Source organism: Cognatiyoonia sp. (genome assembly GCF_965661665.1).
Taxonomy (GTDB): domain Bacteria; phylum Pseudomonadota; class Alphaproteobacteria; order Rhodobacterales; family Rhodobacteraceae; genus Cognatiyoonia.
Window position 1 is genome coordinate 103,423 of record NZ_CBFIEO010000006.1, and the last position, 14,116, is coordinate 117,538.

The window sequence follows — 14,116 nt, forward strand, 5'->3', positions numbered from 1 at the left end:
CCGCAGCACACCAAAGACTATTAACGGCAGGTCGTCGGACCTGTCCTGAAATGGAGTAGGAAGATGGCACAGCTCAGCTTCGAAAGAAAATACCGCGTCCGAGGCGGGACGCTGGTCGGCGGTGATCTGTTCGACTTCTGGGTGGGGCCATTTTACGTTGGCTTCTTCGGGGTTACGACGTTCTTTTTCGCCGTCCTAGGGACAATTCTGATCTTCTATGGTGCAAGCCAAGGACCAACTTGGAACCCATGGTTGATCTCGATCGACCCACCGCCACTTGAATATGGCCTTGGCATCGCCCCGTTGATGGAGGGCGGCCTGTGGCAGATCATCACCTTATGTGCGATTGGCGCCTTCGTCAGTTGGGCCTTACGAGAGGTTGAGATCTGTCGAAAGCTCGGGATGGGCTATCACGTACCGATTGCGTTTTCTGTCGCGATCTTGGCCTATGTCACGCTGGTCGTGATCCGGCCGGTGCTACTGGGCGCATGGGGGCACGCCTTCCCCTATGGCATCTTCAGCCATCTCGATTGGGTCAATAATGTGGGCTACGCCTACGGCAACTTCCACTATAACCCGGCGCATATGGTGGCGATCACGTTCTTCTTTACGACGTGTCTCGCACTTGCTCTGCACGGATCACTGGTCTTGTCGGCTGTGAACCCGGGCAAAGGCAAAACCATCGCGTCCCCTGATCACGAAGACACCTACTTCCGCGATTTGATCGGCTATTCGATCGGGCCACTCGGCATCCACCGCCTTGGTCTGTTCCTCGCTCTCAACGCAGGTTTGTGGTCCGCAATTTGTATCGTGATCTCTGGCACCATCTGGTTCGACGAATGGATCGTCTGGTGGGATTGGTACTATGAGCTGCCCTTCTGGGTAGACCTTTAAGGAGGATATGAACAATGGCTGAATATCAAAACATCTTCACCCAAGTTCAGGTCCAAGGTCCTGCTGAAATGGGTGTCAACGAGGAAGAGTTCCGCACAAAGAATGCCAGCTTCTCAAAGCTAGCAGGTGTGTTCGGCAACGCCCAACTCGGGCCTGTCTACCTCGGTAACATGGGGATGATCTCGCTCATCACGGGTCTGATCTGGTTTGTCATGGTCGGCATGTCCTTCTGGGCGCAGGCCGATTACAACCCAGCGATCTTCATGCGCGACCTCTTTTGGTTCTCGCTTGAGCCGCCATCCCCAGGCTATGGCCTGTCCATGCCGCCACTGGATGACGGTGGATACTATCTAATCGCGTCATTCTTCTTGCTGATCTCAGTGCTGACGTGGTGGGTGCGGACGTACCTGCGGGCCGAAGCGCTGGGCATGGGCAAACATGTGGCATGGGCCTTTGCCTCCGCCATCTGGTTGTTCCTCGTGCTGGGCCTGATCCGTCCGGTCCTGATCGGCGACTGGTCGGAAATGGTGCCATACGGTGTGTTCTCACACCTTGATTGGACGAACCTCTTCTCCATCAACCACGGAAACCTGTTCTACAATCCGTTCCACGCTTTGAGCATTGCGTTCCTGTATGGCTCTGCACTTCTCTTTGCGATGCACGGTGCGACGATCCTCGCCGTCAGCCGCTTCGGTGGTGAGCGTGAGATCGAACAGATCGTCGACCGCGGAACAGCCTCTGAACGGGCCGCACTGTTCTGGCGCTGGACCATGGGCTTCAACGCCACGATGGAAGGCATTCACCGCTGGGCGTGGTGGTTCGCCGTCCTAACTACCCTGACAGGTGGTATCGGCATCCTGCTGTCCGGCACTGTTGTCGACAACTGGTATGTCTGGGCACAGCAACACGGCTTCGCGCCGCTCTAGAGAGGAAAACAAGACATGAGTGACGACAATATCCTCGATCTAGAAGGCCGCACACGGCTCTCCGCGGACATCACATTGCTGATGTTGAAAGGGGCCGGCTACGCAGCCATCGCGGTTCTGGCAATCTGGTTCACCATCGCTGTTATTGCAGCCATCGGTCGCGCCCTGCCGGAGGAAAGCCGCCAAAACCCTGATCCGATCAACCGCTCATCTATCGAGCTGTTGGTCGAGCCGACCACCTACGTTGGCTAAAGAATTGGGTTGGGCATGGGTTGCCCAACCCTCCGTCATCGGGCCGCCCTCCCTGGTGGGTCCGATACCAGAAGGGTCCGTTGGACCTTTCTAGTTCCCTTCCTGTTGGCTACAGGAACTGGCGTCGTAGACTAGTCCAGCGGATTAGTTCTACGGCGTCAATTTTTATTTTCAGCCTAAAAGCATCATCAGCGGTTCCTTGCGACCGCTATTTCCCAGTTGTGGCAAGGGTTTGCCGCTTTCATAATGTTGCCCAAACGTCGTCACAAAGACACTACGAATGTCCGATTATTTCCCCCGTATTGGATTAAAATGCAGGGTCGAGATGCTTAAAGGGTTATTAAAAAGCACTAAGACGGTCTTAGATTCGACAGGGACTCAAGGCTCAGATACCACGGATACACCTCAGCAATTCCAGCATCTGGACCTGATTGTTGTGCCTCAATCCGCGATGGACGCGTTGCCCCAGAATCCGGACGCTCTGGTCGAAGCAGTCGTGGATTACGTCAATTTCCTGTTTCATGAAGTGTAGTTCAACCGTTTCGAAATCGCGCCCGAGGCCGTTCAGCATTACCACTGCACTACTACCTTGCGCAGGTCAAAGCAGGCGGTCACGCCAAGTTTGTCGCCGATGTCGAGGCTGTCATGGCCTATATCGTTGAAGATGTGCTGACAGGGCCCCAAGCGGTGGATGCAACGGCGCACCTTAGCCTTGCGCAAGAAATGGCAGATTAGATCGCTCAGAACCCTGATGCGGTTGAAAACCCCGCAGATGCCGAAGGCGCCATCGCTTCAGAGCTGTCCGCATTGTATACGCACTTTAGAGGGGCGGATGTTATCAAACCGTTGCGCCGCGCTCTTACGGCGTGGATTGTCGAGGTCGAAGTCATCCAAGTGGTTGATGATTGTATCATGCCGCGGGTGCTTGAGGGGATCAAACTCCTCAATCCAAAGTGCCACCAGCGCAAAGCAAAGACGCGGATCGCGACCCTGATGAACCAGTTGTCCAATCCGGTGATGCTGGGGTTGGGTATGGCGGGCGCAATCGCAACTGATCCTGCTCCGGTATTGTCGTTGCGGCGTGGCGCAGCCTGCGTCGTTGACGAGAACAGCGCGATGACATGGCAGGTGTAAACAGCGGATGAGCCCTATTTTGGCATCGCTGACGATGCCGGTGCCCAGCTGCGGGATTACGTTGTGTAAGCTTCCGAAGGCTCAGGCGAGGATCAGATTTCCGTCGGCCCCATCGTCAGTCGCTTGTCATCATCGCAGCTCAACGCCGCCAAACAGATTTGCGAGACGTTGAACGCAGCAATTGCGATTGAGGCACTTACATCGAAACTTCCAAAAGAAACCTCGGCTGAGTTTGCGTCCGTCCACAGTGCCAGCCCTGATGCCAAGGGTGTCCTCGGCACCTCTATCTTCATGATCGCAAACAAGGGCACGGCTGCCTTCAGCGCTGTCATTGACGAGAACGGTGCGAAACTTCTGGCAGAGCCAAGCCATGATCTGCTGGTGGAAATGCCGCGCGCTGAAATCTCTGACTACATCGACCAGCTTCAAGCGGTGTAAGCCTCAGGTGTTTTCCATTACACTGCCAAAGATCAAATTGGCGTGCTTGTCGAGGTAGATCCGAATCCACGGCGTGAACACATTTGGCGTGCTCTCCACCTCTTGCCGCAGGTCTGAATAATCGACCCAGCGGACGGCTTCGACCTCTTCGGGGTTCAAATCCATCGGCAGGGTGTCTGGCACCTCAGCCGTGAAGATCTCAACCACTTCATGCTCGATTAGCCCGTCGCCCACATCCGCGCGGTACTCCACTTGCCCGCGATAGGTCGGATCGACGTCTTTGATCCCAAGCTCTTCATCCAAGCGACGGTTGGCGCAAGCCAAATCCGCTTCATCCCACATCGGATGGGTGCAGCAAGTGTTCGCCCAAAGGCCTGGGGTGTGGTACTTGCTCAAAGCCCGCTGCTGGATCAGCGTCCGGCCTTTGTTCATCAGAAAGACGCTGATCGCCTTGTGGCGATAGCCCTTCTGATGTGCCAACAGCTTTTCCACTGGCGTCAGTTCACCATCCACCCACGCTGGGATCAAAATCTCACTCATGTGCGCAGCGGCGAGACGAGGCGCGTCAGATGCGCGAGATTTTTCAGTCCGATTTTCAAGTGCGCCATGGGACGGGCCTTTACGAGCTTTTTGTTCATATAGGCCTCAAACGTCAGTTTTTGAACGTCGATGTCATGGCAGAGGGATACAAAACGTTCGCGCCGTTCGTCTGAGCGGTAATAGGCGTTTTGCATCGCACCCAGCACGCGAAAGACCTGTCTGTGCTCTTTCATAAACAGCTTGCGGGCGAGCATCAAATCCTTTGCACGGCCTGACGCAAGTGTCGCAGCCGCCGCCGTGGCCGCCACGCGCCCACCGACCATCGCATAATAAATCCCCTCGCCAGAGGAGGGCGCAACAACGCCTGCGGCATCACCGGCGAGCACCACATCCTTGCCGTTGTCCCATCGGTCGAGCGGTTTCAGGGGGATCGGCGCGCCTTCTTTGCGGATGGTCTTGCACCCATCCAGGCCGGAGGCGACGCGCAGCGCGGCTGTTGCCTCTTTCAGATCGACGCCATCGACACCAGTGCCCATACCGACGCTGGCTGATTTGCCATGCGGGAAGACCCAGCCATAAAAATCGGGGCTAATCTCCCCATCATAGATCACGTCACAGCGCAGCGGATCATACAGTGTGGAGGGGTTGGGCGCTTCGATAATCTCATGATAGGCGATCACGTAGGGGATCGTGTCACCACCCGGCACCTCCGCACGGCCCACATCCGACCGCGCCCCATCAGCGCCGATGACAAGCTTAGTGCTCAAGCGCTGCTCATTGCCACTGATCTTGTCGCGGAATACGACATGCGTGCCATCCGCGTCCCGCTCGATCCGACGGAAGGTGCCGGTGTATCGATGCGCGCCCGCTTCCCTGGCACGGACCCGCAGGAACTCATCGAAATGCTCCCGATCCACCATGCCGACATAGCCATTCTCAATCGGGATATCGACGCTGCGCTGGGTGGGTGAAATCATCCGCGCGGTGTTGATCTTGGCCATAATCTGGCTGTCGGGAATAAAGAAATCACGGATCAATCGCGGGGGCACCGCGCCACCGCAAGGTTTGATCCGCCCCGCTTTGTCGATCATCGCAACCATGTGGCCAGACCGGGTGAGGTCTTCTGCAGCGGTGGTTCCAGACGGTCCACCGCCCACAACGACAACATCATAGATCATAGCTTATTCCCCCGGGACGATGGACGCCGACATGACTGGGCGATCCATTATTTTGGCCGCCATCAGGGCGGCGGCGATAAACAAGGTGGCTTCGAAAACGAAAACGCTGCCAAATGCTTGCGCGTCTGAGAGCGTGAGACGGAAGACATCTACAAGCGCCGCGCCCATCAAACCGCCAAAGCCTGCGGCAATTGCTTGCGCGGCGCCCCAAAGACCCATGCGCGTGCCTTCACGCTGTTCGCGCCCATGACCGGCCAGCGCCATCATTGATCCGATGGCCGCAACCGCGAACATGCCGTTAAAGAAGCCAAGCGTGATGGTCGCTGGCAGCAAGGGTGCACCGGGCCCTATGGGGCCAAGCAGGGCGATGACGCCCAGCGACAGCGCTGATCCAAGGCACCCCGCCATGACCCAACTGCGCAATGCGCCGATCTTCAGCCCTGTCGCCATGATCCCGACCGTCAGCATCCCGATGAAGACGCCGCCGTTTTGCGCACCAGATAGCGAAGTCGACTCCCCCGGCGTGAAGTTAAAGACAAGGCCCGCGTAAGGCTCCAATATCAATTCCTGCATGAAGTAGGCGGCCATCGACAAAAACACGAACAACGTAAAATTTCGGGCGTTCCGTTCTTGCCAGACGTCCTTCAACCCTTCGCGGAAGGGAGTCGGGTCCGGCTCCCGCACAGCGGTCACGCGGTTTTCGATCCCCGCAACGGCAAGGGTGGTGAGCGCTATGGCAATCAGGACCACTGCCGCAACGATGCGCAGCAACAGCGCGGGCGTATAAGGATCCAGCAAGCTGCCGACGATGCCTGCAGTCATCGCGATCCCGAAGATCATCATCAGCCACGTAATGGTGGCCGCCGCCGCGCGACGATGCGGGGCTGTGGCTGTGGCCAAAAGCGCCAACAATGACGTGCCGGACGCTCCAACACCCAAGCCAATCAGCGCATAAGCGATGACGGAGACGATCATCCCAAGCGCAAAGCTGCCTTCGAGAACCAAGACGCCGCAGCCCGCCAGAAACGCGCCCAGCGCCAGGGCACACATGCCGCCAATGATCCAGCGGGTACGTCGCCCGCCTGTGTCAGAGGCAAAGCCCCAATGCGGGCGGGTCATCTGGATGCCATAGTGCAGGGCGACCAATGCTCCGGGTAGAACGGCTGGCAAGGCCAGCTCGACCACCATCAGACGGTTCAGCGTCGATGTGGTGAGGACGACGATCGCGCCCAGTGCCATCTGCACCAGTCCCAATCGCATGATCTGTAGCCAGCTTAGCGTCATATTATCCTTCCATTGACCGCAGCGCGAAGGCCACGATCATCATGCCGCTGATGTAAAGAACGACGCCGGTACCATTGTACCAAGGCGCCTTGGCTTTCGGGTCGCGCAGCATCACTCGCATCGCGGCGAGTTGCGCGAATAGGACGGCCGCAATGCCCAGCGCGTGAAGCGGGCGATCCCAAAGCACGAGGCAGGCGATGACCACCACTTGCGGCACCGCCATGATCCAGCAGGCCCAAAGCGCAGCCCGCTCGGGGCCCAACGTGACAGGGAGGGAGGCGACACCCATTTGCTTGTCCCCTTCCAACGCCTTGAAGTCGTTTAAGGTCATGATCCCATGCGCGCCCAACCCGTAAAGGAGCGCGATCAGAAGGATGCTTGGCGCAGGTGCGCCCGCCGACAGAACTGCGGCCCCTGTGATCCAAGGCAGCGTTTCGTAACTCAGACCGACCACCCCCGGACCCCACCAGCCGGACCGCTTCAGCCGGACAGGTTCCGCCGAATAGGCCCAAGCGGCCAACACGGCGAGGACGGTGGCGATAAAGCCCCAAAGCCCCAGTTGCCAGCCCACGGCCAGCGACAGTACCGACATCCCAAGCGCAATCCAAAGCCCCCATCGCCCTGGAATGCGCCCAGACGGGATCGGTCTGTTTGGTTCGTTGATTGCGTCGACATGCCGGTCGCACCAGTCGTTCGCTGCTTGGCTCATGCCGCAGACAATTGGACCGGCGAGGACGATTCCCAATAATAAAAGCAACAGGTTAATGGAAAACGTAGCCCCAGATGACACCGCCCCGCAAAGATACGCCCACATCGGTGGGAACCACGTTATTGGCTTGATCAACGTGATTGCAGCGCGTGGCTCTGGCCAGCGCCGTTGGAGCTGTGGAATGTCTGACGTGACCGACATTCTGTAAGTCTAGATTGACACTATAAGAGTCTGCAAGTGTAAACATATGCGGACAGACCGGGGCTCTTGGTCGCACGGCAGCGGACCAAAGCTCCTTATCAAGTGTAATTCGGGTAATGCGTCAGCCGACCTACAAGAAGTGCTGCAAACCCAATGTCGCCCCAGCTGCGATCACGGCACCCAGACTGAACCAAGCCAACCGCGCCAAGCGCCGCTGCGGCTTTGGTGGTGGTGGTGGGTTGTTCCGACGGATTAGCGCCGCTTCTGCGATGGCGGGTAATTGCGGACCAAACCGCGACAGAACTATCAGCGTTTTGCCAAGGTCTTTCAACAAGGCTTTCGGCCCGATGCTTTCTTTGATGTAATTCTCCACAATCGGCTGCGCGACGTGCCAGATGTTCATGTGCGGGTCCAGTGACCGCGCGACGCCTTCGACCACAACCATCGTTCGTTGAAGCAGGATCAGCTCGGTCCGTGTTTCCATCCCGAAGCGTTCCGTCACTTCAAACAGGTAGGACAGCAACCGCCCCATCGAAATCCGGCTGGCGTCCATGCCAAAAATTGGCTCCCCCACCGCACGCAGGGCGCGGGCAAACTCATCCACATCCTGATCGGCTGGCACATAGCCCGCCTCAAAATGCACTTCGGCGACCCGCTTGTAGTCCTTGCGGATGAAGCCAAACAAAATCTCCGCATAGACGCGGCGGGTGTAGGCATCAATCCGGCCCATGATGCCAAAGTCATAGGCGATGATGTCGCCATTCTCCGCCACCTTCAGGTTGCCTTGGTGCATGTCGCCATGGAAATAGCCATCGCGCAGCGCGTGGTTGAGGAACATCTGCAAAACCCGCGCTGCCAGCGCGCGGCGGTCATGCCCCGCCGCGTCCAGCCCGTCATTGTCGCCAATGCTGATCCCTTCGGCCCAATCGAGCGTCATCACCCGACGGCTCGACAAACGCCACCGCACGTTCGGCACTTCGAAACCCGCGTCCTTGGAGGTGTTCGCCGCAAACTCAGACGCGGCGGAGCTTTCGAGCCGCAGGTCAAGTTCACCTAAGACCACGCCTTCGAAATGTTCGATCACATCCATCGGGCGCAAACGGCGCGACGCGGGGGAGAGAAGCTCAATCGCCCGCGCTGCGAAATAGAACGCATCCACATCCTTGCGAAACGCCCGCTCAATCCTGGGCCGCAAAATCTTTACAGCAACCGCATCATCGCTGTCGGCCACATGTGCCTTGTGCACCTGCGCCAATGACGCCGCCGCTACGGGTTCAGAGAAGGAGGTAAAAAGCTCCTCCACCGATTGACCCAACTCGCGCTTTACCTCGGCTTTCGCCGCTTTCATCGAAAACGGGGGCAGCTTGTCCTGCAACACGCGCAACTGCACGGCTAACTCATCGCCCACCACATCGGGGCGGGTTGAGAGAACCTGACCAAACTTGATGTAAGCGGGGCCAAGTGCGGTCAGCGCACGGGGCGCGGGGGGCATGGTCACATCACCTTTGAACCCCAGCCATTGAAACGGCCAGACCAGCGACCGGAAGGTGATGCGCAGCAAAGGTCCTGCATCAAACGCATCAAGCACGACTTTCATCGCGCCGGTCCGTTCCAACGTCGCGCCTGTTCGAATCAGGCGGATGATATTGTGTGGGCCGCGCAAGTCTTAGAGCTTCCACCCAGAGTGAAGGGCGGCAATGCCCATCGTCAGATTGCGGTACTTGGTGTTTTCGAACCCAGCGTCGCGGATCATGCCAAGGAACGTCTCTTGATCTGGGAACTTACGGATCGATTCCACCAGATACTGATAGCTGTTCGCGTCATTGGCGATCAGTTGCCCCATGCGCGGGATGACATTGAAGGAATAAAGGTCGTAGGCCTCTTGCATCATGTCATTAGGGATCTGGCTGAACTCCAACACCATCAACCGCCCGCCAGGTTTCAACACGCGGTAGGCTTCTTCCAATGCTTTCTGAGGTCGCGTCACATTCCGGATGCCAAAGCTGATCGTGTAGAAGTCATATGTGTTGTCCTCAAACGGCAGCACCATCGCGTCGCCCACAACCCATTCTAGACTGTCAGACAGGCTCGCCGCTTCTGCGCGCTTGCGCCCTTCGATCAGCATCGGTTCGGTTAGGTCGAGCACAGTCGCGTGCCCTGAACCCGCGCGTTTCAGAAAGCGGAAGGAAATGTCGCCCGTGCCGCCTGCCACGTCGAGCAGTTTTTGACCGGCCCGCGGGGCCAGCCAATCCATCATCGCATTCTTCCAGATTCGGTGGATGCCCACGGACATCACATCATTCATGATGTCATACTTATTGGCGACGGAACTGAAGACACCCTGCACACGGCCTGCCTTCTCCCCCTCGGGGACGGTTTCAAATCCGAAATGCGTTGTCTGGGATTCGTCGGTCATGGCGGCGGCTCACGTTCAGTTCTCATGGGTGAATTATACCTCTTACCCCAAAAGGACAAATGTCATTACGCCACAGGGTGTTGTAATTTCTATCGCCCGCGCTCTATTTCGGAGGGCACTGGAACATGAAGGGTCGCTATGCCGGAACTGCCAGAGGTGGAAACTGTCCGCAAAGGGCTCCTCCCCGCGATGGAGGGGGCGGTGATCGCGCAGGCGGATGTGAACCGCCCTGATCTGCGCTGGCCTTTCCCCGATCGGATGGCGGAGCGGCTGACAGGCGCGACCGTGAGGCAGTTGCGCCGTCGGTCGAAATACATCCTTGCTGATCTCAGCACCGATGAAACGCTCCTTATTCATCTGGGGATGTCGGGTCGTATGACCGTGTCCGGCGATCCGTTGGGACAGTTTCATCACAATCATCCTGCTGCGCAAAAGCACAATCATGTGGTGTTTCATATGGCCAACGGCACGCGCGTGACCTTCAACGACGCAAGGCGTTTTGGCGTGATGGACCTGATTCCGACCAAGGATCAGGACATCCATTGGTTACTCAAAGACATTGGCCCGGAACCGCTGGGCAATGATTTCCATGAGGCGCACCTGATTGAGCGTTTCAAAGGAAAGAACACGCCGGTGAAAACCGCCTTGCTAGACCAACGGATCGTCGCGGGCCTTGGCAATATATATGTGTGCGAGGTTCTGTTCCGCGCGGGTATCCACCCAGCTCGCAAGGCCAGTCGGATCAGTGCGGCGCGCGTGGCGTCGATGGTGCCGATCATCCGCGATGTGTTGAGCGAAGCGATCGAATCTGGTGGCTCCTCCCTGCGCGATTACCGCCAAGCAGATGGGGAGTTGGGTTATTTCCAGCACGGCTTTCGCGTCTACGATCAAGAGGGCGAAACCTGCGCAACTCCCTCCTGTGGCAAGGAAATACGCCGAATCGTTCAATCTGGTCGGTCCTCCTTTTTCTGTCCGCAATGCCAAAGATAGCTTGATCGCCGCCCCCGAATAGCGGCAGAAACCTTGCAACCGGGATTGCAAAAGGGTGCCTTATGGCTTTCGAAACGCTCAAAGTGGCCACTGATGATCACGTCACAACGATCACCTTGGACCGCCCCGATGCGCTCAATGCGTTGAACCAACAGTTGCTTCAGGAGCTCTGCACCGCATTGGAAGAGGCGGATGCGTCTTACAAAACCCGCTGCATTGTCATCACCGGATCGGAGAAGGCCTTTGCCGCTGGCGCCGACGTGACGGAGATGGCCGATCAAAGCTTTGTCGATATGTATCTGAGCGCGTTCTTTGAGCCTGAAATCATGCGCTTCAACCGCACCCGTAAGCCCATCATCGCGGCTGTTGCGGGCTACGCTTTGGGTGGTGGCTGTGAGTTGGCCATGATGTGCGACTTTATTATTGCCGCCGATACCGCCAAGTTTGGCCAGCCGGAAGTGAACCTGGGCGTGATCGCCGGTTTGGGTGGGACACAACGGTTGAGCCGCTATGTCGGCAAATCAAAAGCGATGGATATGAACCTGACCGGGCGCTTCATGGACGCGGAGGAGGCGGAGCGGTCCGGCCTTGTTAGCCGGGTGGTACCAGCCAAGAAACTTCGCGACGAAGCGCAGTTCGCGGCGGAGAAGATCGCGGAGAAATCACTGATCGCCACCATCGCCGCCAAGGATGCGGTGAACCGGTCTTATGAGACGACGCTTGCGGAAGGTCTCAACTATGAGCGCCGCTTGTTTCAATCGCTCTTTTCTACCGCTGACCAGACAGAAGGCATGGCCGCTTTTAAGGAAAAGCGCGAAGCAAATTTCCGAGACCGCTAAAAAACACTTCCCTTTGAGCATTGAACGGGCTAAGCGGCATTCAACATGCGCGTGATGCCCGCTTTGGCAGATTCGGCCGGTACAGAACCCGGTGGGCCATCAGGCGTATAATTTGATTTTTGATGGACCCGAACGAAAGACACGAACATGGCAAACACAGCTCAATCCAAGAAACGCGCACGTCAGAACGAAGCCCGCTATGCGGTTAACAAACAGCGCCGCTCCCGCATTCGCACATTCCTGCGTGCGGTCGAAGAAGCCATCGCATCAGGCGACAAGGACGCAGCAGCGGCCGCTTTGAAAGCTGCTCAGCCAGAAATCATGCGTGGCGTGACCAAAGGCGTAATGCACAAGAACACAGCGGCGCGAAAAATGTCGCGCCTGGCTGCGCGCGTCAAAGCCATCGGATAGTGATATTTCTGTCCCACAGCGGGACAGTCGCACAGAAAAGAGGCGGGTCAGCACGGCCCGCCTTTTTTGCATTTGCGGCATATCAAATAAGTTTTTGAGAAGTTTCAAAGGTCAAAGAGATTCTTTTTCTTCAAACACTGAGTCAAGTACGATGTTGTGTTGAAAGGTCCGCAAACCCCTTGTTAGGCTGATCCTGCGATTCACATCGTTCCGAGGGGATTTGAGGTGAGCTAGTCGGACATTTGGCCGGTTTTCTTCGGGAACTGAAACTGGCACAGGGGACGTTTGGCTATCACTTTCTACCGCTTGGGTGCTGCTCGCTTGTGTGATTTGGGAACTGAGTTTTGTTGGTAAGAGTAAGCCCCCATCTGCGACTGTTGTGGCGTGATGTTAGCCCGCTGCGGGCTAACAGAGCGTTGCGATCTTGTTAGTTTGACAAGGACGTCCGCTGAGTTTTTGCGTCGGCGACGCAATATTTTCGCGGCTCGAAGCATGTGAGCGCAACGGCAAAAGCCGTGAGATGAAGCTATAGGACGGGGCAAGGGCAAAAGATGACGACTGCTGTTTGGGGCAATGTACTTAAAGCACTTAAATTGGGAATGAGTGCGAACAGTTACAAAAACTGGATTGCTCCATTGGAACTGAAATCGCTAGACGACCGCGTCGCGACATTCGAAGTTCCAACAGGGTTTATCGGAAACTACGTCGAACAGAACTTCGGCGATCAAATCATCTATCAACTCAACCGTCATGAACAGGACGTTCAGCGTCTGAGTTTTGATGTGCCAAAAGGCCCTCTTTCCGCGTCCGCGCCTAAGAAAGCCAAAGCGAAGGCAAAATCCGTCAAGGATGCTGACAGCAGCCCAATCGACCCACGCTTTACCTTCGACAGCTTCGTTGTCGGTAAACCCAACGAACTGGCAAACGCTGCCGCCCGCCGCGTCGCTGAAGGTGGCCCTGTCACATTCAACCCGCTGTTCCTTTATGGTGGCGTCGGCTTGGGCAAGACCCACCTGATGCATGCCATCGCCAACGACCTCCGCGCCCGCCAGCCAGAGGCGAATGTGCTTTACCTCTCAGCAGAGCAGTTCATGTACCGTTTCATTACCGCGCTGCGCGAGCGCAAGATGATGGACTTCAAACAGCTCTTCCGCTCCGTTGATGTACTGATGGTCGACGATGTGCAGTTCATCGCGGGCAAAGACAGCACGCAGGAAGAGTTCTTTCACACGTTCAACGCGCTCGTGGATGCCAACAAGCAGATCATCATCTCTGCCGACCGCGCACCGGGTGAGATCAAAGATCTCGAAGATCGTATTCGCTCCCGCCTGCAGTGTGGGCTGGTCGTGGACCTGCACCCAACGGACTATGAATTGCGCCTCGGCGTGCTGCAGTCAAAGGTTGCGACACAGAAATCGCAGTACCCTGACCTTGTGATTGCGGACGGCGTTTTGGAATTCTTGGCGCATCGGATCACCTCCAACGTTCGCGTGCTTGAGGGCGCGCTGACCCGTCTTTTCGCCTTCGCAAGCCTCGTGGGTCGCGACATCACTCTGGAACTGACGCAAGACTGCTTGTCTGATGTCCTCAAAGCCTCTGATCGGAAGGTCACGGTTGAAGAAATCCAACGCAAGGTGAGCGAACATTTCAACATCCGCTTGTCTGACATGATCGGGCCAAAGCGTCTGCGCACCTTTGCGCGTCCGCGCCAAATGGCGATGTATCTGGCGAAACAGATGACCAGTCGCTCCCTGCCAGAAATTGGCCGCCGCTTCGGGGGCCGTGACCACACAACTGTGCTCCACGGCGTTAAACGCATCGAGGAATTGATGGTCACTGACAGCCAGATTGCTGACGATGTGGAACTGCTGCGTCGCGCGCTGGAAGAATAACAGCGCCGGGCG

The 14,116-nt window shown here is 57.1% G+C and carries 16 protein-coding genes; 10 read left to right on the plus strand and 6 right to left on the minus strand.

Going from position 1 to position 14,116, the window contains the following annotated elements:
• Positions 1–63: 63 nt before the first annotated feature.
• The 6 genes from pufL (at position 64) to ACTF5F_RS05650 (ending at position 3,644) form a co-directional block, all read left to right on the plus strand.
• On the plus strand, positions 64–894 hold the full coding sequence (gene pufL, locus ACTF5F_RS05625; protein ID WP_438955898.1) for a photosynthetic reaction center subunit L: 831 nt from the start codon (positions 64–66) through the stop codon (positions 892–894).
• Positions 895–908: 14 nt separating this feature from the next.
• Positions 909–1,820 (plus strand): photosynthetic reaction center subunit M, encoded by a 912-nt coding sequence (gene pufM, locus ACTF5F_RS05630; protein WP_438955899.1) that lies wholly within the window; start codon positions 909–911, stop codon positions 1,818–1,820.
• Between the two features lie 15 nt (positions 1,821–1,835).
• The gene (gene pufX / locus ACTF5F_RS05635; protein ID WP_438955900.1) at positions 1,836–2,072 is read left to right on the plus strand and encodes an RC-LH1 core complex protein PufX; all 237 of its coding nucleotides are present in this window, start codon (positions 1,836–1,838) and stop codon (positions 2,070–2,072) included.
• Between the two features lie 280 nt (positions 2,073–2,352).
• Entirely contained in the window at positions 2,353–2,604 is a 252-nt protein-coding gene (locus ACTF5F_RS05640) for a hypothetical protein (RefSeq protein ID WP_438955901.1), read from the plus strand.
• A gap of 275 nt (positions 2,605–2,879) precedes the next feature.
• Positions 2,880–3,206, plus strand: coding sequence for a hypothetical protein (locus tag ACTF5F_RS05645; protein ID WP_438955902.1), 327 nt, complete (start codon positions 2,880–2,882; stop codon positions 3,204–3,206).
• 123 nt (positions 3,207–3,329) lie between these two features.
• Positions 3,330–3,644 carry a hypothetical protein gene (locus tag ACTF5F_RS05650; protein WP_438955903.1) on the plus strand — a complete coding sequence of 105 codons (315 nt, stop codon included), beginning with the start codon at positions 3,330–3,332 and terminating at the stop codon, positions 3,642–3,644.
• Positions 3,645–3,647: 3 nt separating this feature from the next.
• Here the strand turns inward: ACTF5F_RS05650 and idi are convergent, their stop codons facing one another.
• From idi to ubiE, 6 genes are all read right to left on the minus strand, one after another.
• Entirely contained in the window at positions 3,648–4,184 is a 537-nt protein-coding gene (gene idi / locus ACTF5F_RS05655; protein ID WP_438955904.1) for an isopentenyl-diphosphate Delta-isomerase, read from the minus strand.
• Positions 4,181–5,362 carry a geranylgeranyl diphosphate reductase gene (locus ACTF5F_RS05660; protein ID WP_438955905.1) on the minus strand — a complete coding sequence of 394 codons (1,182 nt, stop codon included), beginning with the start codon at positions 5,360–5,362 and terminating at the stop codon, positions 4,181–4,183. Before ACTF5F_RS05660 ends, idi begins: the two co-directional genes overlap by 4 nt.
• A 3-nt stretch (positions 5,363–5,365) precedes the next feature.
• The gene (locus ACTF5F_RS05665; RefSeq protein WP_438955906.1) at positions 5,366–6,646 is read right to left on the minus strand and encodes a BCD family MFS transporter; all 1,281 of its coding nucleotides are present in this window, start codon (positions 6,644–6,646) and stop codon (positions 5,366–5,368) included.
• Between the two features lies 1 nt (position 6,647).
• Positions 6,648–7,556: a chlorophyll synthase ChlG gene (chlG, locus tag ACTF5F_RS05670; RefSeq protein WP_438955907.1), complete on the minus strand. Its 909-nt coding sequence runs from the start codon at positions 7,554–7,556 to the stop codon at positions 6,648–6,650.
• A gap of 130 nt (positions 7,557–7,686) precedes the next feature.
• Positions 7,687–9,219, minus strand: coding sequence for a 2-polyprenylphenol 6-hydroxylase (gene ubiB, locus ACTF5F_RS05675; protein ID WP_438955908.1), 1,533 nt, complete (start codon positions 9,217–9,219; stop codon positions 7,687–7,689).
• Between the two features lie 3 nt (positions 9,220–9,222).
• A complete protein-coding gene (gene ubiE / locus ACTF5F_RS05680) occupies positions 9,223–9,972 on the minus strand; it encodes a bifunctional demethylmenaquinone methyltransferase/2-methoxy-6-polyprenyl-1,4-benzoquinol methylase UbiE (protein ID WP_438955909.1) in 750 nt (249 codons plus the stop codon).
• Between the two features lie 138 nt (positions 9,973–10,110).
• Between ubiE and mutM the strand changes: the two genes are divergently transcribed.
• The 4 genes from mutM (at position 10,111) to dnaA (ending at position 14,104) form a co-directional block, all read left to right on the plus strand.
• Positions 10,111–10,962, plus strand: coding sequence for a bifunctional DNA-formamidopyrimidine glycosylase/DNA-(apurinic or apyrimidinic site) lyase (gene mutM, locus ACTF5F_RS05685; RefSeq protein WP_438955910.1), 852 nt, complete (start codon positions 10,111–10,113; stop codon positions 10,960–10,962).
• A gap of 62 nt (positions 10,963–11,024) precedes the next feature.
• On the plus strand, positions 11,025–11,801 hold the full coding sequence (locus tag ACTF5F_RS05690) for an enoyl-CoA hydratase (protein ID WP_438955911.1): 777 nt from the start codon (positions 11,025–11,027) through the stop codon (positions 11,799–11,801).
• A 147-nt stretch (positions 11,802–11,948) separates the two neighbouring features.
• Positions 11,949–12,212 carry a 30S ribosomal protein S20 gene (rpsT, locus tag ACTF5F_RS05695; RefSeq protein ID WP_438955912.1) on the plus strand — a complete coding sequence of 88 codons (264 nt, stop codon included), beginning with the start codon at positions 11,949–11,951 and terminating at the stop codon, positions 12,210–12,212.
• A gap of 551 nt (positions 12,213–12,763) precedes the next feature.
• A complete protein-coding gene (gene dnaA / locus ACTF5F_RS05700) occupies positions 12,764–14,104 on the plus strand; it encodes a chromosomal replication initiator protein DnaA (protein ID WP_438955913.1) in 1,341 nt (446 codons plus the stop codon).
• Positions 14,105–14,116: the final 12 nt, after the last annotated feature.

Excerpts from the sequence above, each read along its gene's own strand:
- pufL (WP_438955898.1), top strand. The coding sequence starts at position 64 with ATGGCACAGCTCAGCTTCGAAAGAAAATACCGCGTCCGAGGCGGGACG.
- pufM (WP_438955899.1), top strand. The coding sequence starts at position 909 with ATGGCTGAATATCAAAACATCTTCACCCAAGTTCAGGTCCAAGGTCCT.
- pufX (WP_438955900.1), top strand. The coding sequence starts at position 1,836 with ATGAGTGACGACAATATCCTCGATCTAGAAGGCCGCACACGGCTCTCC.
- ACTF5F_RS05640 (WP_438955901.1), top strand. The coding sequence starts at position 2,353 with ATGTCCGATTATTTCCCCCGTATTGGATTAAAATGCAGGGTCGAGATG.
- idi (WP_438955904.1), bottom strand. The coding sequence starts at position 4,184 with ATGAGTGAGATTTTGATCCCAGCGTGGGTGGATGGTGAACTGACGCCA.
- ACTF5F_RS05660 (WP_438955905.1), bottom strand. The coding sequence starts at position 5,362 with ATGATCTATGATGTTGTCGTTGTGGGCGGTGGACCGTCTGGAACCACC.
- ACTF5F_RS05665 (WP_438955906.1), bottom strand. The coding sequence starts at position 6,646 with ATGACGCTAAGCTGGCTACAGATCATGCGATTGGGACTGGTGCAGATG.
- chlG (WP_438955907.1), bottom strand. The coding sequence starts at position 7,556 with ATGTCGGTCACGTCAGACATTCCACAGCTCCAACGGCGCTGGCCAGAG.
- ubiE (WP_438955909.1), bottom strand. The coding sequence starts at position 9,972 with ATGACCGACGAATCCCAGACAACGCATTTCGGATTTGAAACCGTCCCC.
- mutM (WP_438955910.1), top strand. The coding sequence starts at position 10,111 with ATGCCGGAACTGCCAGAGGTGGAAACTGTCCGCAAAGGGCTCCTCCCC.
- ACTF5F_RS05690 (WP_438955911.1), top strand. The coding sequence starts at position 11,025 with ATGGCTTTCGAAACGCTCAAAGTGGCCACTGATGATCACGTCACAACG.
- rpsT (WP_438955912.1), top strand. The coding sequence starts at position 11,949 with ATGGCAAACACAGCTCAATCCAAGAAACGCGCACGTCAGAACGAAGCC.
- dnaA (WP_438955913.1), top strand. The coding sequence starts at position 12,764 with ATGACGACTGCTGTTTGGGGCAATGTACTTAAAGCACTTAAATTGGGA.